The organism is Draconibacterium mangrovi (assembly GCF_010586825.1).
GTDB classification, from domain to species: Bacteria; Bacteroidota; Bacteroidia; order Bacteroidales; family Prolixibacteraceae; genus Draconibacterium; species Draconibacterium mangrovi.
On record NZ_JAAAGB010000003.1, the window covers coordinates 425,313 to 447,625 of the forward strand.

Consider the following 22,313-nt stretch of genomic DNA (forward strand, 5'->3'; position numbering starts at 1 on the left):
TACACTCACTATTAATGTAGTGCTGTAAGTTCAAAACAAGAGGGTATTGTGGTGATTCCCTCTTGTTGTGTATTAGCATCGTTTATCCATAGGCACTCATATATGTTTAAATTTTATAATCAAATTTTTACTTCAATATTGGTATGAACTAGTCATTTCTATTCCACTGTCCACTCCACTGAATCGTCTCCATCTTCAGTTTTTATTTCTACCAGATTTTTACCTTTACTAAGCTTTACGTCCTTCCAAACAACGGTAGCATAATCGTCGGCATTGGCTTTGCCAATTTGTTTGCCGTTAATGTAAAGACGAGCTGTGGTAGCAGTGGTAAAAACAATAATATCTGTAATGTCTTCTTCGCGCTCAGTAAATCGTTTAGAACACAGATGAACAGTTTTCTCGTTCTTGTTCCAGTTTGCCTTGTAGAGATAAAAGGCATCTTTTCGGATTTTACGATCCATTGAAACCAAGCCTTTATCATTTTCGTGCGGAGTATCACCTTCATTTCTAAAGTTAGAACCAAAATTAAACATGTTCCAAAGGAATGAGCCCCAAATAAAATCACGTTCAGATATCATTTTTATATGTCCTATGTGATTGGCTGTTTGTTTCTCTTCCGGATGCCATGGACCTCGGGCAGAAGGCCGTGGATTATCTTCAGGGATAAACTGCGACACGTGCTGATTAAGACTACCACCGGCTCCGTATTCGCTTAAGCCGACTTTTGCATATGGAAATTCGGCATGAAAATTATCGTAAAACGGTCCGAAGTCTTCAATTTTATCATAATACCAACCAAAGTATTTATTCCATGCGATTGCATCGGTAATGTGATTAAAACTACCGGGTTGATAACTGGCAGCAACTGTTAACCTGGAAGGATCCAATTTGTGCGATAAGTCGTTTAACTCTGCCGTTATGGCATCAAAATCTCCTCTGATCTCATTAAACAATCCCCAAAAACAGATAGAAGGGTGATTATAATTCTGAATGATCATTTCTTTAAGTTGCAATTTCAAGTTGCCTTCAAACGCATCCGAATTGATATATCCGCCAACAAACGGTATTTCTTCCCACACGATATAGCCTTTTCTGTCTGCTTCCTGAAACATGAATTTTGCCTGTGGATAATGTGCTAAACGCAAGGCATTAACCCCCATTTCTTCGAAAATTTCGAAATCAGCAAGGTGATGTTCTTTAGTTAATGCCGATGCTACTTCTGCCCAGTCCTGATGACGGCAGACACCATTTAATTTCAAATGCTCTCCATTTAAAAAGAATCCGTTATCTGAATCAATAAAGAAATACCTGATTCCAATATTCTCCTCTACCCTGTCAATTTCTTCTCCATTGCGCTTTAAAACTGTTACTGATCTGTACAAATACGGATCTTTTACACCATTCCACAAATGCGGGCTATCAATTCCTATATTTATAACTACTCTGTCATTTTCAAGAATAGCATCGGTTTGTTTTGAAATTATATTATTATCAGCATCCAAAACAGAAAACTCCACTTCACAATTTTCGTAGTCCGACTTCGTAGAAAGATGTATTTCAGCACGTAATTCTGCCCTTTTATCAGATGCATACAATTGATGGATTAGTACACCGGTAGAACTGAAATACAATGGAGAGATACATGCATCATCGTCTGCGACAATCAGCCATACATCCCGATACAAACCTCCATACATATTAAAATCGCCGCCCTGTGGAGCTACATCAAATCGTTGCGAGTTATCGCAAATAACACTGATACTGTTATTCTCTCCGAATTGTACAACATCAGTAATTTCATAAGTAAATGCATTGTAAGCACCTTTGTGTTCTCCCATATGGTTTCCATTCACAAATACATTGGCAACAGTTCCCGCTCCTTCAAATTTCAAAAACAATCTTTTCCCCTTATAATCAACAGGAATATCCATGTCTTTGCGGTATGATCCGTAACCTCTGCGATAACCTTCTTCCGACATAAAGTCGGAACTGTTCCACGTATGAGGAAGATTAACCGTGTCTGAAGTTGCCGGTCCATACCCCCAGCCTAGTCCTCTGGGCAATTCAATCCCCGGGTTAAAACTCCAACTTTTATTCAAGGAAATAACTTCGCGTGCATTGATGTTTGTCGTTAATAGTAACAAAACAACACACAAGCCTAAAAAATTTAAAAATTTGAATTTGTTCATGGTTTAGTATTCTTTTAAATATTTATATAATTGATTTACAAACAATTAATCTCAATATGAGACTACCCAAGAGAATCATTCAATTAATAACTTATCCCGTCATTAAAATCAAATACAGCGTATCCTTCTGCTTCTCCTGAACCAGGCACATCGGGTAGATTGTTTAATACTGCTTCATTGGAAGCCGGAATAGAAAATGGCATTTTACCGATTGGATTAAACTGCCCGGAAATTACATCGAGAACCGCGTCGGTAGTTGTACCAAAAGTGGCCAAAACCGTGTTCAAATTTCCATTGTCAATTTCGCTGATTACCCATGGATTACTGAAATTAATTACAACTACCGTTGGGTGTTGAGTTTTAATCCGATTGACATAGTCAATGTCGATATTATTCTTTGACAGTTCGTTATGGATTTCAGCACCTGCTGATCCAAACAGTCCACCCGATCCGGGAATTAACCACAGCACCACCAGATCGGCTTTTTCCGGGGCATCTACAAATTCCACATCCCAGCTATTTGATTCCGGGACAATTACAATATGCGTATTATCACTACCACGCGAAACCATATATTTTTCGAAATACACTTTTGTTTTCGGTTTGAGAGGTAATATCTTATCATCATTTCGAAGCAACACGATGGATTTTCGTAGCGCCAGATCTGCTCTTTTCTGAAAGTCGGTGTTTCCAACAACCTGACCGGCAAGCTCCACATCGACATATGGATTTTCAAAAATCCCCAGTTCAAATTTTTCCTTTAATAAACGGGCTACTGATTCATTGATACGCTCTTCAGAAACCAGACCTTCCTTAACTGTTTCTAAAAGAAAGGTTGGATCTGCTACCCCGGAGAATAAGTCAACACCAGCATCAATAGCTTTTTGATAGCGTTCAGAAATGGAAAGATTTTCAACACCCCATGGCATCATAAAGATTGGACCCGTGTCAGAATTTATGATCCCCTGGAAACCGAGTTCTCCCCGTAACAGATCGGTAATTATTCTTTTATTAAAAGCAAAACCTACTTCATCGTATTCAGTATTCACAGGAACAGCATAATACGGCATTATTGCAGATGTACCGGCTTCAATAGCTGCTTTAAAAGGTTTCAAATGATAATCCAACATATTACCCGGATATTCCTGATCTTTTCCCCAATCGAAATGTGCATCCTGACCGTCTTTCTGAGGTCCGCCACCAGGGAAATGTTTTGTGGTGAGCGCCACTGATTTTGGCCCTAGCTTCTCGCCCTGAAATCCCAGTACAACTTCGCGAATCATATTTGCCGTCAGATCAGCATCTTCACCAAACGTACCTTCTGTTCGTCCCCATCGTGGTTCTGTTGCCAAATCGGCCATGTACATATAACCTTTGCGTATTCCTACAGCTACCCACTCCTTTGCTGCTATTTCGGCAAATTCGCGTGTAAGATCAAAATCGCGCATTGCCGCCAAACCCAATTCTCCCGGCCATTTCGAAAAACCGGTTTGTCCCAAGCTTAGTCCTGGCGAGTTATCAATTGTAATATGATTTCGTGGATTTGACGTAATCAGAACCGGTATTCCCAAGCGCGATGATTCAGCAACTGCCTGAACATTATTTGCCCATTCAGCAATTGTAGATGCATTAGTATTAGCACGTAAAATAAAATGCCGGAGATTTCTTTCCAGAATTCCTTTTGTAGTTCCCGAAACACTTAAAGTGGGAACGGGAAGTGGCTGACGTGTAAAAAAGTTGGTCTCATTAATGTTGTCTTCTTCCGACAGATCACTTGTAACGTTAGTATTTCCACCAAAACCGCCACCCGAAGCTCCACCCATATTTATGGTGCTAATAAGCATAAAACCGGCTTTCTCCTCCAGTGTCATTTGTCCAAGCAAATCGGCAACACGTTCATCAGTTGTTAATCGCCAATCTTCATATTTGTCAAGTTTATCGTTTTTGTTTAAATCTTTAAACTCGTAACCATCAGTCTGTAATAGCTGTAAGGTTTTTATACCTAGTTCAGGCTGCTCATAACTTTCCTGGTCTTTACAGGATGTAAAGAGAATTACAGACAGAAATATAATGATGGGTAACTTAGATGATCTGATCAATAGGTAATAGAATATTGATACAGCAGTAGCAAGATTTTTCATCTATCAAATAGTTTTAGTTTAGTTATTAATTTAATGTTTGATTACTGATAAATAATCAACTTCAATTGTCTCTAAAACTAATTGATATACAAATTAGAATCGTCTCAATAGATGCACTGAGACTTATTTACTTATTGAGACTTGGTTATTTTATGGGACTTTTACGTGCTTATATGTTTTTTATAAGCGGTCGGGGTTAAGTTTGTTTCTTCCTTAAAAATACGATTAAACGACGCTTTTGAATTAAATCCACATTCCATTGCTATTCCTAAAATGGAGTAGTGTTCATATTTAGGATCCAGCAATTTTTCCTTCACTTCTTCTACCCTAAATTCATTTATTAGTTTATAAAAGTTCTTTTTCTGCCCACTGTTAATAACCTGTGATAGTTTGTGTCGTGAAATATCCAGGTCGTCAACCATCATCTGCAAGTTATATTCCGGATTAAGGTATGGTTTACTGTTTTTCAGATAAGTAATCACCGTATCATTTAATTCCTTATAATTCTCACTGGCTAATACCATATCTTCCTTGACAATTTCATTTTGATTTTGCATTTCCACAGAATTTGCTAGTATCGACCAATTCTTCTCTTTGTTATAAATAACCAACTGATTTATTCCAAAATAAATCATAATGAAGGTGAACACAGTTAAGTTGAATGATAAAGTTGTCCATTTAAATACCCTAAGTTCTAAAAGCTCGATATAAGTCGTAAAAAAACTAGCAATGAATAAAAGCAAAAATAACGTTAGCACAAAAATGAGCCAATTGAGTGTATTTTTACCCGAGTAATTTGAAAAATATAAGGGAATATTCTTTCGGTGTGAAATTATAAGTTTTAACCCCAAAAACCAGTAGGTAAAGACAGAGAATATCAAAAAGGAATAATAAATTTTGTTATACAGATAATAAGGATTTTCTGTTAAATTGGGGGTACTTCCAATAGCTACAACGCTAATTGTAGACCGATGTGCTGATATCAACAAATACGGGGCTAAATGCAAAAGATGGATGGGTTTTAATTTAAAGTTCTCGACAGTGAGAGAACAGACATAAAAATAAAGTATAGGGCCGGTTAAAAACATTATTGGGAAGATACCGGGTTTAAAATAATCAACCACTTCAAACGGAAGTAAATAAGAACCTTGAAAAATAGCTATAACAACCATCCACACGGTTAAAAATACAAAACTCAAATGCCTTGGACGTTTGGTCAGAAATAATACTATTCCAAACAGAGCTTGCACAAATCCAATTATTGATATATAATTATCCACCTTGGTTTGATTAAATTATTTCGATATCAAATCTGCTTATTGATTTGACTATTTAGAACTAAAAATATTGGATTTTTTTCAATATTCAAATTATCGTTGGGATCAACCATAAAGCTGATTCTCCAAAAGCTGATAAAACAGAAAAGATTCTTGATCCAAAATTAGCTTGTAAGAAATACCGGAGCATACTCTCCATATATTCCTTCTTAATTCTTCTTAATAGAATATTCTTCATAAACCAATGATTTGCACTTGCAATCAATCCTTTAGACCAAGGCGAAATCCATCCCTCTGGCAACCCAAATTATGACACTAATAAAATGAATTACCCGATAGTCAATGCATGGAGTGACAAATGTAAGCCCCCGATTCAATTGGTATGGATCTACTTTAGCACAAATTCCTTTGATGGCTTAAAAAATGGAATATTATGAGCTGGCACAATAACACTTGTATTTTTAGAAATATTTCTGGCTACTTTCTCAGCTCTATGTTTGATTTCAAAGGTGCCAAATCCTCTTAAATAAACATTTTCACCATCAATGAGTGAGCTGCTAACAGTTTGCATAAGTGCTTCAACTGTTTTCATCACGGTTACTTTATCAATACCTGTTTGGTGGTGAATCTCATTTACTAAATCAGCTTTTGTCATTATAGTTTACTAAGTTTTAAATTAATAGTTTCTGTATTATCCTATTCAAAAGTATCAAAATGTGCTGATACACTTAAATATCAGCTCCCATATTCACCGAGGTCGAGGATACAACCACTCTAAAACCTACTTCTTAGCTAGCGTTTTAATTTATTTTGTTTGAAAACCCAGCTAACAAGTTCCGAATTTTTCCAAGCCATATCATAAGCTTCATGTCCAACATTTTCGAATATGGTCAACCGTATTTGATTATTACCCATTTGTTTTAATTTATCAATCATATCTGTGGTTCCTGATAGCGGCACTACCTCGTCCCGGTCTCCATGAAACGCCCATATTGGTATTGATGCTATTTTATAAGCCAAAGAAGGATCGCCAGCACCACAAACGGGAATAGCTGCAGCAGGAATATCGGGATAATTCAACACAAAATTCCAAGTCGCATATCCTCCCATAGAAACACCCATTACATAAATACGGTTTTTATCAATTGCGTATTCACCCAATACTTGGTCGAAAAGTTCCTTAACAAGTTTCATTGGTTGGGTCGCAGGAACCTCTGAAATTGAATAAGAGCCTTTAGACCATGGTACATTAACCCACTGCATATCCTGTGGGCATTGTGGCATTATTATAATACATGGGTTTTCTTTCTGGACTTTTCCATCTATCCATGCAGCCACCCAGGGTTCCAATTGTTTTAAGTTATCATCGCCTCTTTCACCTGCACCATGAAATGAAAGTATTAAAGGATATTTTATGTTTTGGTTGTAATTTTCAGGCAAAAATAACCGATACGGAAGTTTTTCATTATTCTCGTTCACAAAAATGTGGGATTCTGCTTTTTGAGCATAATAATCTTTCTCATATGCCTTTAACGAATCTGAACTCTGTCCATATGTGCAAAAAGATTCCAAAATTATGAAGGACAGTAATACTTTATTCAAGACTTTTAATTTCATGCTCGTAATACTCATTTAAAATCCAAATTTGTAAACAATTTTATGACAATATAACTCGCCAGGTTTTAGAATAGGGCTAGGAAAATTTTCATGGTTTATAGCATCCGGATAATTTTGTGCTTCTAATGCAATGCCTCCAAAAGCCTCTATCGGTATTCCCTTTTTACCTTTCTCCGACCCATCAAAGTGCATTGCAGTGTAAACCTGTACGCCTGGTTGTGTTGTATATAACTCAACCGATCGTCCAGATATTGGTTCGGTTAGCTTTAAAGCGGGTTTATTGTTCATATCATCCTTTGTAAGTGCCCAGTTGTGGTTAAGCCCTCCAATCTGATTTATTTGATGATCGACTTTTTTCACTACATCACTTAATAATCTCTGATTTCGAAAGTCCATCTTTGTGCCTCCAACCTTTAGGATTTCTCCTGTTGGAATTGAGGTTTCATTCAAAGGGGTTATTTTATAAGCATTAATTTGAAGAAAGTGATCCAAAACATCACCTTTCCCTGCACCTTTTAAGTTAAAATAAGGATGACACGTTAAGTTTACTATTGTGGACTTGTTTGTTTTTGCAGCAATATCGATACAAAACTCATTCTTGTTATTTAATGAGTAAATCACTTCAACCTTCAGTTCTCCGGGATAATTTTCTTCTCCTTCAGGGCTTGTTAAGTTTAATTTGTAAGTATTGTCATCAATTTTACTCACATCCCAATACCGGGTCTGGAATCCATTTGGGCCTCCATGCAAAGCATTTTCACCATCGTTTTGTACGAGTTGGTACTCAACGCCATCTAATGTAAATTTCCCTTTTGCAATACGATTGGCTACCCGTCCGCATATCGCGCCGAAATATACATCTCCCTTAATTGCTTCCTCAGGGGTGTCATAGCCAATTAAAATATCAACTAAGTCATTTTTATCTGGTACTTTGACAGAGAAAATTCTCGCACCATGTGACAGAAATTCAACAACAAGCCCATGCTTATTCTTTAATTGATAAATTCTCTTATCCATTAAAAATTGATTGCTGTCATTTAAATTGAGGTCAAAAATCTAAATCTTTTAACCTTCTCTTTTCCGCATCCTGCTTTGATGGAGAAAACTTCGCCCTCATCTGGTTTTCGCAGATAATGGCTTCTGTTAGCTCCTTTACCGCATAAACCTCAAAGAAAGATTCCTCTCTCTTTTGACAATCCGTATCATAATAATACTCGTGAACACTTGCTGCCTTTATTTCTCCGCTATCCCATTGATCAATGTATTTGACATTCAACACTGTTTCTGTTTTTCCTTCGTAGCTGCACGTTGTTGAGTCAACTTTACTTGAAGGAGTCCCATTTCCATGCACGCTGATGAACGGCGGAAGGAAGCCTTCTGGCTGATCGCTGAATAATTGAATCAGGATGCCATCTCTGAATGTCAGATACACATTCCGTAATGTAATGACATTAGCGACTACGTATTTATTAATGTAGAATACTCTGGTATCTGCGCAATAAGGTGCTCGAAATGGTCGGTTCATATCCCCATCCGTATTGCGTTCGAGTTCAAAAATCGCTCCCTCATCGCCAAGAAACAAATTCCTTGTAGTTTTAGCAAGTTTTACATTCGTGTGCAGTTCGGTAGCTACTTGGTTGGTCACATCAATCGATGCTTGCCCAACTTTAAAAATCCAAATGCCTTCAACAGGTTTCTGAGCAGCCGTTGAAAGCGAACAGATTAATAGATAAAAGAAAAATAGTTTTTGCATCGTTATTTTTTTTATTTAAAAATGGACAAATTGATTTTGGATATTTATCCTAACTCTTAGTATATATACCTTCCAACTCTTCCAAAGTCTTACCTTTCGTTTCTTTAATCTTAAAAAGAACAAAAAAGAAACCAATTACGCAGATCGCAGCATAGATATAAAATGACTTATCCTGATATTTTTCAAACAACATAGGGAAAGTAAAAACTAAAATAAAATACCCTGCCCAAAGTCCGGTTATGGCAATAGAGGTTGCTTCGCCTCTTACTCGATTCGGAAAGATCTCAGCAATTAATACCCAGGTAACTGGAGCCAGTGATAAACCATATACACCTATGGCTGCAAAAAGTAACCACGAAACATGATTTGACTGCATTCCTAATAACTGAACCACGGCAACATATACTATTGCGAGACCTCCTGCGCCAAACAACATTAACGGTTTTCGTCCAACCCTGTCAACTAATGTCATTGCCAAAATTGTAAATACCAGATTCACGATACCGATAAAAACTGTTTGGAGTAATTGGTCGTCGAGTGAAGCTCCAATGCTTGCGAAAATTCGTGGGGCATAATTAAATACTGTATTTATTCCGCACAATTGCTGGAAAACAGCAAGACCAATTCCAATAAGAACTGCAGGTAATACTGCTCTGCTAAACACATCTCTAAAAGTAGTTTTAGTTGTTTCACCACTTAGCGTCTTTTCAATATTCTGTATGGTTGAAGAAGCGAAACCATCATCACCTACTTTTCTCAATATTGCTTTTGCATCAACACTTCTACCCATTTTCATCAGCCATCTGGGGCTTTCAGGCAACCAAAGCGCTCCTAAAAAGAAAAGTCCGGATGGAACAAATCCTAATCCAAACATCCACCGCCATGCATCTTCTCCTCCGTTTCGTAAAGTGTAGTTAATAAGGTTTGTAATTAAAATACCAATAACAATTGTTAGTTGATTTAATGCTACCATTCTTCCCCTTAAATGTGCCGGAGAAATTTCAGCTATATACATTGGTGATAGCATTGAAGCCATTCCCACACCAATACCCGCACAAAATCTGGATATGATAAAAATATCTCTGGAAGGAGAGAAAGCCATTGCTAAAGAAGAGATTGCAAAAACAGCTGCTGCAATCAATAAGCCAGGCTTCCTTCCCCATTTATCGGAAACCTTTCCGGCAGCTAGACAACCAATAATCGCACCTAGAGCCAAACTGCCTGTGGCAAAACCTTCCCAGTATGCATCAAGCATAAATTGTTGCTGCAGAAAAGGCAATGCGCCTGCAATAACAGCAAAATCAAATCCAAAGAGATACCCTCCCAACGCAGAAATAAAAGATATACCAATTATATAGGTATTATTAAAACGATGTTTGGATGTATCTATATCGTTTCGGTTCGTTTCGGTAATAATTGTAGCCATTTCTAATTATTTTATTTTTTAGTTATTATACTTAAAAGCTTTCAGTGCGGGCAAACTACTGCCATTAAAATCAAACAAAGTTGTATTAGATACTACATTTGGACCTCCTAGTTCCCAACCAACTCCAGGAACACTTATCATAACCGGATCCCAATAAATATCTCCCAGGACTCTCCCGTTTGCCATTCCTTTTATGCCATTAAAACATTCGAATAAAAAGTTCTTTTGTCCTTCGCGAGAACTTGGATAAATATTATCATATGGCCCATTATCTTTTAATTGACCTTCCCATCCTCCCGGCAGTGTTGGGTTCCAATTATAGCCTGTCTCCATAATTAAAATATCCTTGTCTAATTTCTTTGATTGATAATCTGCCCATTCTGCTATTTCGTCTACTGTTTTTTTAGTCCAGAAGGGATAATATGATGCTCCGATAATATCATACTTGGCGCCATATGTATCCAGAGAACCAAAATACCAATCGTATTTGTCAGCATTGCCGGCATCATCGAGATGAATTATAACTTTTGTTTCAGGTGATACGGCTTTAACGGCATCATATCCCTGATTAAAGAGCTCCGACAATTTGGAAAAATTTGAGGACTCACCATCCGGGAATAAAATCCCTCCGGCAGTTTCATTTCCCAAAGACACAAACTCAGGTGTAGTTCCCTGCTCTTTCATTTGAGTCATTAAGTCGAAAGTAAAATCATAAACAGCTTGTTTCAACTCTTCGTAAGAAAGGTCTTTCCACTCATGAGGTTTGGTTTGCGATATTCCATTCGTCCAATAATCGCTGTAGTGAAAAGTAAGCAATATTTGCATGTTCGCGGCTTTAGCCCGAGCAGCGAGTGATAGAATGTCAGAAGGGTTCTGAATTCCTTCCGGCAAACGATTTGATGGCTCAAAATCAGGATTACCCGGATCATTATAAAGTCGTAATCGTGCCAGATTCATTCCATTGTTTTTCAAAATCTCAAAACAATCTTTCTCCACTCCATTTTCGAAGAACTTACCTCCCATTTGTTCAATGTAACTTAATTCTGATAAATCTCCGCCTTTTAGAAACTCGTATTCTTTATCATCTTTTATCAGTTCCCAATTATCAATCAAACACCAATTGTTTTCCTGAGCATCTGAAAAAAGACCGATTGTCAATTCGTTATTCTTTACCTCAATTCCTCGTATGATTACTTGCTTCCATTTGTTTTGAGTAACGGGGAGGCTTGTCATTCTATTTGTCAAACCGTTTTCAGCCATCATATAACAAGAATTTTGTCCTCCACTATTTTTAATCCATGCTGTCAGCTTGTAAAATCCGTTTTGTAAATCGGTAATTTTCTGATTTGTATAAACCTTATAAGCTGTCGGCTTTTCATGCCTTAATGCATTATCACTCATGTACCCCGGAGTTTCGACACTAATTGCATCGATATCAAAATCATTATTCCAGGATAAAAAATCAGAGGAAGCTTCAACTTTTTCGTAGCTACTATTTTTGATCAAACCTGTTTCTTCAGGTGTAATCTCTGGAATCTCTTCCTTTTTTTCACAGGAGCATAAAAGCAATATGGGTATAACTAGGACTCTTAGCAGGTTCATGTTTATTCCTTCTGATTGAGATAATATTTTATTAATGGTAAAACTATTTATCATACGCTAATAATGAATGGACAAATTCTATAATTTGTTGGATAATCTTATCAATATCGCTAGTAAGTAAATATTATAATTTCACGGAAGGCATGTCCGTCTATTTTTAGAAATCCGATCACTGTATACTTTTTCTGTAGTTCTGTTCCCATTTCCAGGCCGAAAGAGTCATTTCATCAATTGATTTTTCGGCTTTCCAACCTAATTCATTATTTCCAATGGTAGTATCGGCCCAAATTTGTTCAATATCACCTGCACGACGTGGTACAACTTTGTAATGAAGTTTAATCCCGGTTGATTTTTCGAATGATTTGATGACCTCAAAAACGGAGAACCCATTTCCGGTACCAATATTGAATATCTCATAAGCTTCTTTATTCTTGCCGTCAATCATGCGCTCAATGGCAACAATGTGTGCTTTAGCCAAATCTACCACGTGAATATAATCACGAATACAAGATCCATCAGGAGTACTGTAATCATCGCCGAAAACACTTAATTGTTCCCGTATACCGTAAGCTGTTTGAGTAATAAAAGGCATTAGGTTTGCCGGAACACCAATGGGTAATTCTCCTATTAAACCTGAATGATGTGCACCAATCGGATTAAAATAACGCAGTGCAATTCCTTTCAACTTAGCACCCGATGCAATGGTATCTTTTAAAATATTCTCATTCACCTGTTTGGTGTATCCATATGGAGATTCTGCAGTTTTTACCGGAGCATTTTCGGTAACAGGCAATTCATCCGGCTGCCCATACACGGTACAAGACGAAGAAAACACAAAGTTCTCCAGGTTGTATTTTATCATTGCTTCAAGCACATTAATCATGGTTTGAAGGTTGTTTCGATAATAATACAACGGTTTCTTAACTGATTCACCAACTGCTTTAGCCGCTGCAAAATGAATGATTCCTTTTAAATCGGTGTTTTCGGCAAAACATTGATCAAGAGATTCCGCATCTAATAAATCAAGTTTGTAGAATTTTGGACGAACACCAGTAATTTGCTCAATTCTGTCAATAACAAATTCCTGCGAGTTCGATAAATTATCAATTATAACAACCTCGTATCCTTGTTCTATTAATTCAACGGTGGTGTGTGACCCAATATATCCTGTTCCTCCGGTTACTAATATTTTTCCTTTGCTCATATTTATCCTTATTTGAGTTGTATTTTTTTAAATTATTTGCTCGGATATTAAATGGACATCCTCATCAACGATGCTTTTATTGATCCACTTTTCAGCATCATATAGACCATATGAAAGGGAAGTCTGGACAAACCGAGTAATTTCCCAAACTAATAATTCTGGAGTTGTATGTATCGATGTAAGATGCTTATGATAATCGCAAAATCAGAATGTAATTAACGCCGATGAAATGTCAATCCATGAGTTTGAATTTGCATTTTCTACCTCCTTTTCTGACTGACGTATGGATAACTGAATCCATTCAACATCCTCCATTTTTACTTGGTCGCCGACATATCCTCTACCTGACGCAGGTTCAAACCAATATTTCCATCTACCTGGATAACCAAGCGGCAGCATAGCTCCTTTAGCAAGCTCCAGCTCATTCAGTGGAATCTCAATAGTTTCCCACTCAGGATTTAACAGAATTTTCTTAGACCAACTTGTTCCATCATTTTCCACCAAAGTGATGTATGCTTGTTGCTTCTGATTTACTCCTCGCGCCTCCAGAACCAATTTGGTTGAAGAAGCGATATCCTCTTTTCGTGATTCTATTTTTTCCTTTAATGGAATGGAAATAGTATAATCTTCAAGATTTTGGTCATAACTCAGTGGCATTTCAAGGTGAAATGCAGATTCCCCTGTTTTAGAGGACGGAATCAGATTATAAATGCCATAACGAATGCCATCCCCGATCCTGGTAAACGCAAGTTTACTTGCATCTTCAATGGGATTGATTAAACGAAGAGGTGTTTTTTCTTTTACAACAACCGACTTCCACGTACCTTCATCGTTAAAATCCCAATCGGATGGACTCTTGCTACTGCCCGATGGATAATTAATAGTAGTATCACCGTGTTTCACCACAATGCAATAATATATCCAACCTTCATTTGAAATACTTGCGGGAATTTCGCCCTTGTACAAATAGCCAGACTCTCTTTTCATAGGAATTGGGATGAAATAGGTTTTCCCTCCTTCTTTCACAAATAAAGTGACACTATTTGGCTCATGATTACCATATACATTTGCAGAAATTGTAATCGGGTTACCGGCATAATAACTTGATTGGTTATTATGCACAACCTGATCGGACATAGTTTGGTCTATCGGTTCATAATATTCATCCATACCGATAAAGCCAATTTTTTCAGGTAAAGACTCTTTCTCGAAGTTTTTATCATTAGTCAGAATGTATACTCCCGGTTGAATCCCAAACTTTCCGTCACTGGCATTCGTCTCATATTCGTTATCAGGATTTAACGGTGTCACTGAGAACATCTCCCCAAGATCGGGAAGACTAACGACCATTGGCCAGTTTTTGTGAAGGGTCCTAAACACAACTTTATCGGGACTTGGCATGTTAAACGGATCATTTATTTCAACTGCGTCAGGATAAACTTCCAGTCTCCAAAAACCGTCTTTAACCTTATCGAGAAAATAAATTCCTTTGCCCTCATAATTAACCACCTGGGATGAACCATAACCTACGATTTTTTTCAAAGTAGCAGTATTCTGAGGAACAGTTGAAGTCGAATTTGTATACATAAACTCGTCTTCGGTATTCATCTCACCCAAATCATCCTTATAATTCACTCTAAATGGTCCAAAAGAAGTATTGTCCGGATAGTTCCCAAAATTTTTATACATAGGTACCTTCTTCATTACTTCTGCTGCGATAATGGCACTGATAGCTTTTTGAGGAGTATAAACCATATTGAGGCAATGTGTTTGCCAACCTAAGTTGTATGGAGCAGTTGCAATCATATCATAAGAAAACATAGTTGCCAACTGGGCTCCAACTTCCCGATAAGCCCGTGCCATTGCCGGATACATGTAACCCGTTAGTAAGTCAGGACTATCAAACTCATAAACTATCTTAGCAAGCTTTGATATCTCCGGTCGATGCATCTCGTCAGAATAGTGGTCAACAACCGGTAAATAGTTTCCATGCAGTGTTTGTCCGGCATTTAATCCACTGGGGTACCATGCAAAACTTACACCCTGTATATTTGATTTCTCCATTGATTCTGCCATGTTAAAATCCTGACTGTAATTGTGAAATACAAGTTTTTTACATCCAGTACTTCTTACGGCATCCACTAATGCATTAATATACCTGACTGAACCATCCAAATCATCACTATGATGCCATGGTTCATTAATCATTTCAACAAAGAGAATATTGGGCTCATCTTTTAAAGCGATTCCTGTGTATGGATTAACGTGATTCAATAATTGTTTTAGGTAATTCTGTTGCGCAGCGATAGCGTCAGGATTTGTTCCTAATTCCGATTTCTGAAAATAAGTCGAAAATCCTCTGGCACTTGTTGTGTCTTGCATGGCATCCGGCCACTGCGAACTGTAGGTGATAATTGGACTAAGCAGCATATAAATGCCTCTTTCCTTTGCTTTTGATATCACATAATCCATCATATTCAGATGATCGTTCTCAACTAAATTGCCAGCCGAATCACTATTTTCAAAATCTCCCCAAAAGCCGAGCCTCAATGCATCCCAACCCATTCGTGCAAAATGCTCCATATCAACATCCACTACCTTCTTTAGATCATTGGTCACATATTTTGCAGCCCTATAATCACAAGCAGAGGGCAGACAGTAGTTCGCACCAAATAAGGCAACTTCGCTTTTATCTTTCTCCCAACGGATTACGCCAGATTTATCGATATAAACCAATTCTTTGGCCGTTGAATTGATTCCAAATCCGAGCGTCAGCAACAATAACAATATTCTAACTTTCATAGCAAAACTTTTGATTACAGACTATTTAAGAGTAAAATCAATTTTATACTCCGGTATCAACTTCATACTTCTTACATTACAAACCGGGCCATTAGAAAAATCAGGGATTTTATCCTTGTCAAGGTCAACCAAAAATGAAGCATCACTCTTCATTGGTTTGAAATAGAAATACATCCCCTTGGCACTTAAGTCATCAGCGTATGATTTTAATCCAATCTGCCAGTTTTTACCATAGTAAAAATGGTCGTTTATCATTTTTCCATCAATGAAAGCGAACGCCACGTCACCCGTGTAGTCAATATCAAGGATTATATCACTCAGATTTTCCGTGAATTCCTTTTTATCCATCTTGAATGTGTAGCGCTGGTCATTCACTTTAATATAGTCACATGGAATATTTACCGAAGGAACCACAACAGTATAAGTAGTAAACTGGCCCTCCTTCTTGCTTGTCTCGCTATATTCTGTAAAATCAGGTTTTATATCTGAAGGTATTGTAACTGAGAATGTGTTAGACCTTGATTGCAACTGAATGTTTTCATCATAATCCATCAGAACAGCATCGGTAATGCATATTGTATTATTAAGCTGATTAAAACCTAAAGCCTGTTGTCTTGTCAAGGTTGTAATTACAATTTCCTCACCATTTGAATCTGTTAGCGAGAAAGACCCCGAGAATCCTACAGTCGGCGTCACATGGATTTTACCCTGCTTTTCGCTTTTCTTTCCGGATATTTTCTTCACTGTAGATTTCTCAAAAACATATTCTGGAGTAAAGCCATCTATTGCGAAAAAGAAATAGTGCTTTATACCGGCAATCTTCTCAATAGCCAATGGTTGTACTGTTGCATAGTTTAATTTGGCAAAGTTGACATCCATATTAAAAGGAAGAATGACACTTTCATCCTTTTTTAATACAAAGGCAGGGAACTGAATTAATTCATCAGCCAATTGAATAGATAATCCTTGTACGCTTTGGTCCAGACGTTCATCATGATCCTGAAAATTATTCATGAAAACAAATCCCGCATCCCCATTCGATCGTACTGAATACCTCAAAGTTTCTTTATCGTCAGGCTTTATTTCACTGTTTGTATCTGGTAAAATCAAACCCATTGGCGCTAATTTATCTCCAAAATTCTCTGTAAACAAATGAATTAAACGCAGCAGGTAATAGGAATCAAAAGTTTTACCATACTCCCCAAGTGGTGCCTGGTAGTCGTAAGAAATTTTGGGGATCCCCATTGGTTCGTCACTAAAGAAAATTCCATCGTTTGTTTGTGGAGTAAGTCCTCCATGGTACATATAATAACCAATACCATTTGCACCAGATCCTAAAGTTCGAACCATAAGTGCCTCGGCAGCCTCAGGTAAAACACCTGGACGTCGTTCGTATATAATTTGTGCTCCTACACCCATTTCTGCGCAATATGCTGGATATTTCTCACCATCATAACGAACAGGTCCATAATCCGGGTTTAACTGGACATCTTTAAATAAAAAAAAGTTGGATTTTGATGGATCTGCCCAAAATGGGTAAGGATATGCAGCACCTACAGGAATCGTTTCATTTTCTAAAATTGCAGCCATCCCCCAGCCGGTAACCGTATAAAGTGGTGCAATCATTCCTTCTTCTATAGCCATTTTCTTTAGTGTGGCCAGGTGCTCACTCCCCAGTTGTGCATAAGCTGTTCTTTTATCCTGAACACTAACTCCAATTTTTGTAATGTCTGCATCATAATTGGCAACAGTCATTTCTTTTTCCTGTCCCGGATAGCTTATTGCCCATGGAGCTGCCGAATGTTGCAGTTCATTTTCAAGTTGAATGCCGATTATTGTGCCTCCATCTTTGTAGTACAATCCTTTTAGCTGTTCAGCAATATTGTGGTATAAACGTTTTGCATAAAAAAGGTATCCTTCATCATTTGAGCGGACCTCGAAAGGTCGACCATAAATCCAGTCAGGTATTCCTCCATTTCTTATTTCACCATGACAGAATGGCCCGATTCGAACCAGCACATTCAAATTGTGTTTCTTGCATAATTCAAGAAAGTGCCTTAAGTCCCGGTCACCTGACCAATCAAAAACGCCTTCTTTCTCTTCATGTATACTCCAAAATACATACGTGGAAATAACATTGATTCCTCCCGACTTCATTTTCAAGATTGCCTCTTCCCAATATTCATGTGGTAATCGGGAAAAGTGTATCTCTCCCATGATTGGAATGTAAGGTTTCCCATCAACTGTCATGTAAAAGCTGTTGAAGCCGATGGTATGACCAGCCGGATTTGAACCTCCTAAATTAAAGTGGTCTGTATAGATGGTTTTCTCTTTGGCGGGAACTGTTAGTTTGTACTCTTGCTGCGCCATTGCAGAAGCAGTCATCATACAAAGTGTCAATAGAAATAAAAGTTTATTCATGGTTTTAAGTTTTATTGTTTCAAAATCTAATGTGCTTTAATACGTATTACTATTTCTTCTCCAACACCTTTAGCACCTGCTTAGATATAGCCGTCATACCCTTGATGTTAGGGTGACCGTTAAGCTTCTCTATGTCCTGCAGCTCAATATACTCCACTCCATAGTGGTTACATATGACCTTGGTAGACTCTGTTATTTCATTAAGCAACTCGGTGTTGATGATAAAATACAGTTTTACGTTTGGATATCTCTCCTGCGCTGATTGCAAGAGCTTTGCAAGAGCTGGGCGATAGGTGAAAAGATCGGAACGTTTGAAATCGCTGTATTGATACTCCCCAATACGGCCACCAGTCCAACTGTCGTTGGTAGCGCCGAAAATCAGTATGATGTCGGGATTTCCAAGCCTGGGAAGTCGTGTTATAAATGATCGATCTGTATAGTCCTCATCATTATATCCATAGTAAGAAATGGTTGCGCCACTGTAAGAGTCGTTCACTCCAAGCTTAAAGCCTCCATCCTTAATAGTTTTCCACCACCAGGTTTGCTTCACATCGATTACATCTGTCCGGTCTAGACTTGAAGAGGAATACCACGTTGCATACTCCTCCGGGATATAACCCCGGAATGTGGAATATGAGTCTCCCAGGATTGAAATCGTTGGTTTTACCTTAAAGGTGCTCTGTGCGCTTGAACCAAGCGTTGCAAAAACCCCAACTACTATAATGACCAATAACTTTCTCATCATCTATTATTTATTATCCTATTTCCCCAACATACATTACTGTTTCTTCAACAATGTCAGTAGCTCATCAGACTTAATCTCCGCCGTTGGTTGAAATTCACTACCATTCATGTATGTTAGCAGACTATGTTTAAGCTGAACTGCTTCTGGCCTTGATTCAAGCCCATTAACTAAATCAGCACCACTTACTAGGATTTTACCTTTACCAACTTTGGCTTCAAAAAGAAGTGCTAAACGTCTATTAGTCACCCAATCATCTATAATCCGAACAATCGGTTTAAGATCCATATTGAATGAGTCCAGTTGAATCGCATCGGTATGACTCATCGCATCCCACCACTGCCAATTCGAGTGATATTCAGTTGGAAAAAGTTGCAATGCTGGATGTTCTGGATTACACAATATTCCAAGGGTATGTGGCTTTTGCCCACCAGTCCACGCAGTATTCCAAAAAATACTTGAAAAACCAACTCCAATATTACCTCCCATTTCAGGAGCAACTTTTCCTTTTCCTAAGCTGAGTAGGACTTTACCACCATCTTTGAGGAATTGAAGTGTGGAATTATCAAGTTCTTCCACGACCTTAACCTCTGTGCTTTTCGTCTCGTTGTAAACAGGGTACACCCAAATATCCCAGGAGTTTGTATACTCACCAAGAGCAACTTCGAGAGTTAATTTTCTCGGCTTATTCTCCTTTTCAATTTGATAAATAATTTTCCCAAGTTTTGTTGCATTACCCAACGGAATAGTCGTTTGAACGAGTTCTCCTTCAGCAACAACTTTTTCAGCGTCCGATATTTTCCATTTTGGGGTAATTGCCTCCATCGGCTTCTCTCCAAAATGTGCTACTTCTACATCCGCCTCTAATATTTCACCTTCATTGAAAACTCTCTTTGCCAATCGCACCAAGGGAACTGTTGAGTTACAAAAATGTGTGTACTCCTCTGCTGTAATGTATCCCTTTTCTTCCCAAAAAGGATCAAGAACTCCTACCAAAGCAGTTCCCTGACCAGGAAAATCATGCAGGTCAAGCAATTGAAATCCTCCAAATATTGGCGTTCGTAAAGCAGCCTCTATATCGGCCTTATAACAGAGTGCCTGTAATTTACCGGAAGCTAGCAGAAAACTATCTGCCAGGTGATCCATGTGATGAGCTGTCAAGCTCTCTTGAAATATTTCAAAGTTCTTTGGTTTTAAAACACCGGTGTACTTTTTTATTTCATCAAAATTTGGATACACACACCATTGACCAATTTCATGACTAACCATTGGACTTTTCAGTCCACTGATCCCATTAGTCCAGTCATAATCGGTACTTGGAGGCTTACTATTAATGACACTGTTTAATTCTTCACCCCATCCCTGGATTCTTACTCCATTATGTGTTACGTGGTAATCATTCTCGTCAATAAGCGGCCAACCAGAAGCTGTGGTGTATAACCGACGATCATCTTTATCTTTCCAATAGTTTACAAAAGTTCTCAAATACTCAACATGATTTGGTCCACCAGGCTCATTTCCGTAGGCCATCATAATGAAAGAAGGATGATTTCCGTATGCGTTAACAATGCGATTACTTTCCTCGTAAATATAATCGTCAACAGGTAAACCACTGCCAATTTCGGTACTTTGATTAGCCCAAGATGAACATTCAACTTGCAGGTAAACGCCCATTTTATCGGCAACTTCAAAAGCGGCTTCTGGAGGACACCAGGAATGAAAGCGAACATGGTTTAGACCATATTTTTTAACTGCAGTAAAAACTTTCATCCAGCCATCTTGTGACGTTGGAGGGTAACCTGTTAAAGGAAAAATTGCACATTCAAGTGTACCCCTTAAGAAAAGAGGACGTCCGTTTATCAAAAGACCACTGCTATCAGTGCTCACATCACGAAAACCAAAGTCAACAGAACGTTCATCTTTACCTCCATTGTATGACATATCAATGGAAAGTTGATATACATTGGGATTAAATTCATCCCATGGCAATACTTCCTTGTCAAATGACAGTTCCATACTTACCTCATTCTCTCCGGGAATTATTGAGAATTTAAATTGCTTATTATCTGTTTTATCATCCAAATTCTTAAGCCCAACTCCAGTATTAATGACAATGTCAGATTTTGATGAAAACCTGTTATCAATACTTGCTACTATTCGTAATGAATTTGACGTTCTGTCAGGATAGATTTTAATGTCTTTAAAATTAATGGGGTCTAAACACTGTAATGAAATATCTCCTACAATACCATTCCAATTTGATTGTGTGTGATCCGAAATGCTATGTGAATTTTCTCCAACATCAATATTTTTTGTCCGATTATCAATACGAATTGAGACAATATTTTCACCTGGTTTAACCAATGAAGAAATATCGAACTTGTGCGCTGTAGCTAAACTGTTAGCCATACCTGCATATTGCCCGTTCACCCACACTGTAGATTCCCAATGAGGACGTTCCAAATTAAGCCAGATTGATTTATTTTTCCATGCTTCCGGCACAAGTACAGTTTTATTATACCATGCGGCTCCTGTGTATTTTTTTTCAGGTTGCAGCCAGAATGGAAAACGAACACTGTCAGGATTAAAATATGGAGCGTAATTGGGATCTTTATACCATTCGGGATCCTGCACACCACCTGTCCATTTAGTATCTAATGCAATATCTAATCCCTTGCCATTTTCGACCATTGATCCAGGTAATACAACCTTTTCATCAAAATCTTCTAAAAACCATTCTTCCGTTTCTCCAACATCAAGAGAGTCAATGGCAAAATTCCATTCTCCCGATAAATCAATTTTTCGTTCGATCTTTGTACTACAGGAATAAATAACAAAAACGAACAGCAATAATCCAAAATATTTCATAGGCTCAATATTTTCATTAGGAATAATAATGGTGTGTCGATTTTCTTCTGTAATATTTGTTTTTGTGAAAAAAGACTACTTATGCATTAATATGGAAAATTCAATATGATAGTCTGCTAATAGATATGAGTATACATTTGCACCATGCCTTACTTAGAAAAGTTGGTTGACTGAACATCTTTATATGACAATCAACCAACTATGTTCCACCTTTCTCTATTATCTCCAGTGTTTTATCAAATAATTTGTTTGTTCCATTCAATTAATAGAA

Annotated in this window: 14 protein-coding genes; all 14 read right to left on the reverse strand. The window is 37.7% G+C overall.

Annotated features, from left to right (window positions below):
* Positions 1-158: 158 nt before the first annotated feature.
* The 14 genes from G4420_RS11250 to G4420_RS11315 all read right to left on the reverse strand — a co-directional run bounded on the left by G4420_RS11250 (position 159) and on the right by G4420_RS11315 (position 22,042).
* Positions 159-2,189, reverse strand: coding sequence for a glycoside hydrolase family 2 protein (locus G4420_RS11250; RefSeq protein WP_163323737.1), 2,031 nt, complete (start codon positions 2,187-2,189; stop codon positions 159-161).
* Positions 2,190-2,272: 83 nt separating this feature from the next.
* Positions 2,273-4,330 (reverse strand): glycoside hydrolase family 3 protein, encoded by a 2,058-nt coding sequence (locus G4420_RS11255; RefSeq protein ID WP_163323738.1) that lies wholly within the window; start codon positions 4,328-4,330, stop codon positions 2,273-2,275.
* A gap of 161 nt (positions 4,331-4,491) precedes the next feature.
* Positions 4,492-5,610 carry a helix-turn-helix domain-containing protein gene (locus tag G4420_RS11260; RefSeq protein WP_204273661.1) on the reverse strand — a complete coding sequence of 373 codons (1,119 nt, stop codon included), beginning with the start codon at positions 5,608-5,610 and terminating at the stop codon, positions 4,492-4,494.
* Between the two features lie 385 nt (positions 5,611-5,995).
* Positions 5,996-6,262 carry an HU family DNA-binding protein gene (locus G4420_RS11265; RefSeq protein WP_163323739.1) on the reverse strand — a complete coding sequence of 89 codons (267 nt, stop codon included), beginning with the start codon at positions 6,260-6,262 and terminating at the stop codon, positions 5,996-5,998.
* 137 nt (positions 6,263-6,399) lie between these two features.
* The gene (locus G4420_RS11270; protein WP_163323740.1) at positions 6,400-7,209 is read right to left on the reverse strand and encodes a carboxylesterase family protein; all 810 of its coding nucleotides are present in this window, start codon (positions 7,207-7,209) and stop codon (positions 6,400-6,402) included.
* A gap of 30 nt (positions 7,210-7,239) precedes the next feature.
* A complete protein-coding gene (locus G4420_RS11275; protein WP_163323741.1) occupies positions 7,240-8,241 on the reverse strand; it encodes an aldose epimerase family protein in 1,002 nt (333 codons plus the stop codon).
* A 31-nt stretch (positions 8,242-8,272) separates the two neighbouring features.
* Entirely contained in the window at positions 8,273-8,977 is a 705-nt protein-coding gene (locus G4420_RS11280) for a hypothetical protein (RefSeq protein WP_163323742.1), read from the reverse strand.
* A 49-nt stretch (positions 8,978-9,026) separates the two neighbouring features.
* On the reverse strand, positions 9,027-10,403 hold the full coding sequence (locus G4420_RS11285; RefSeq protein ID WP_163323743.1) for a sugar porter family MFS transporter: 1,377 nt from the start codon (positions 10,401-10,403) through the stop codon (positions 9,027-9,029).
* Positions 10,404-10,421: 18 nt separating this feature from the next.
* Positions 10,422-12,005 (reverse strand): glycoside hydrolase family 53 protein, encoded by a 1,584-nt coding sequence (locus G4420_RS11290; protein ID WP_163323744.1) that lies wholly within the window; start codon positions 12,003-12,005, stop codon positions 10,422-10,424.
* A gap of 169 nt (positions 12,006-12,174) precedes the next feature.
* Positions 12,175-13,209, reverse strand: a complete 1,035-nt coding sequence (galE, locus tag G4420_RS11295; RefSeq protein ID WP_163323745.1) for a UDP-glucose 4-epimerase GalE — start codon at positions 13,207-13,209, stop codon at positions 12,175-12,177.
* Positions 13,210-13,413: 204 nt separating this feature from the next.
* Positions 13,414-16,011: a glycoside hydrolase 5 family protein gene (locus G4420_RS11300; RefSeq protein ID WP_163323746.1), complete on the reverse strand. Its 2,598-nt coding sequence runs from the start codon at positions 16,009-16,011 to the stop codon at positions 13,414-13,416.
* 21 nt (positions 16,012-16,032) lie between these two features.
* The gene (locus G4420_RS11305) at positions 16,033-18,432 is read right to left on the reverse strand and encodes a beta-galactosidase (protein WP_204273662.1); all 2,400 of its coding nucleotides are present in this window, start codon (positions 18,430-18,432) and stop codon (positions 16,033-16,035) included.
* 49 nt (positions 18,433-18,481) lie between these two features.
* Positions 18,482-19,177, reverse strand: a complete 696-nt coding sequence (locus G4420_RS11310; RefSeq protein ID WP_204273663.1) for an SGNH/GDSL hydrolase family protein — start codon at positions 19,175-19,177, stop codon at positions 18,482-18,484.
* Between the two features lie 33 nt (positions 19,178-19,210).
* Positions 19,211-22,042 carry a sugar-binding domain-containing protein gene (locus G4420_RS11315; protein WP_163323747.1) on the reverse strand — a complete coding sequence of 944 codons (2,832 nt, stop codon included), beginning with the start codon at positions 22,040-22,042 and terminating at the stop codon, positions 19,211-19,213.
* Positions 22,043-22,313: the final 271 nt, after the last annotated feature.